The 483-nt window shown below is 48.2% G+C and carries 1 pseudogene; it reads right to left on the minus strand.

Features of this window, described 5'->3' with window-relative positions:
- A pseudogene (gene hipA / locus FHD02_RS24020) lies at positions 1–483 on the minus strand (type II toxin-antitoxin system serine/threonine protein kinase toxin HipA); the annotation flags it as partial.

The following is a 483-nucleotide window of genomic DNA, read 5'->3' on the forward strand; positions in this document are numbered from 1 at the left end:
ATGATCCGCGCGATGCCTGGGCCTCCATCTGATTCATATTTCACCGATGAAGGTAAACCGAATGTCTGACACATATCCTCCTGTGGCAAGCGAAGTAAAACCGTTCGCTCAGCATTCCAACGCCTGTCAAAACGTTCGACCGCTAACGCGCGCACATTTCCCGCTTTAATGATTTCTGCGTCCGGAACATTCAACCCAAGTTCTTTCGCCAGCAGCAGACAGTAATACTCATTATCAACGCTTTGGCTGAGATCGAGCGTCGCATTGGGCTGCCTGATTTCGCCAATCGGTAATTTAATGATGTGCGTCGTCGGCGTTATTCCTTTCGGAATGCACCAGTCATTGCCTATTCTGAGCAGTGCTGTCTTCTCCTGTGCGCCAGCAACCGAGATGCGAAAGTCATTTTCTTCTCTAATCATGCCTAGCGGGATATCTGCTTTATAAGCCGTTAATACTTCTTCAAGTCTGGCTTCAGTAAGCTTT

Origin of the sequence: Citrobacter sp. EC_71, from assembly GCF_019584005.1 — a bacterium.
Taxonomy (GTDB): Bacteria; Pseudomonadota; Gammaproteobacteria; order Enterobacterales; family Enterobacteriaceae; genus Citrobacter; species Citrobacter werkmanii.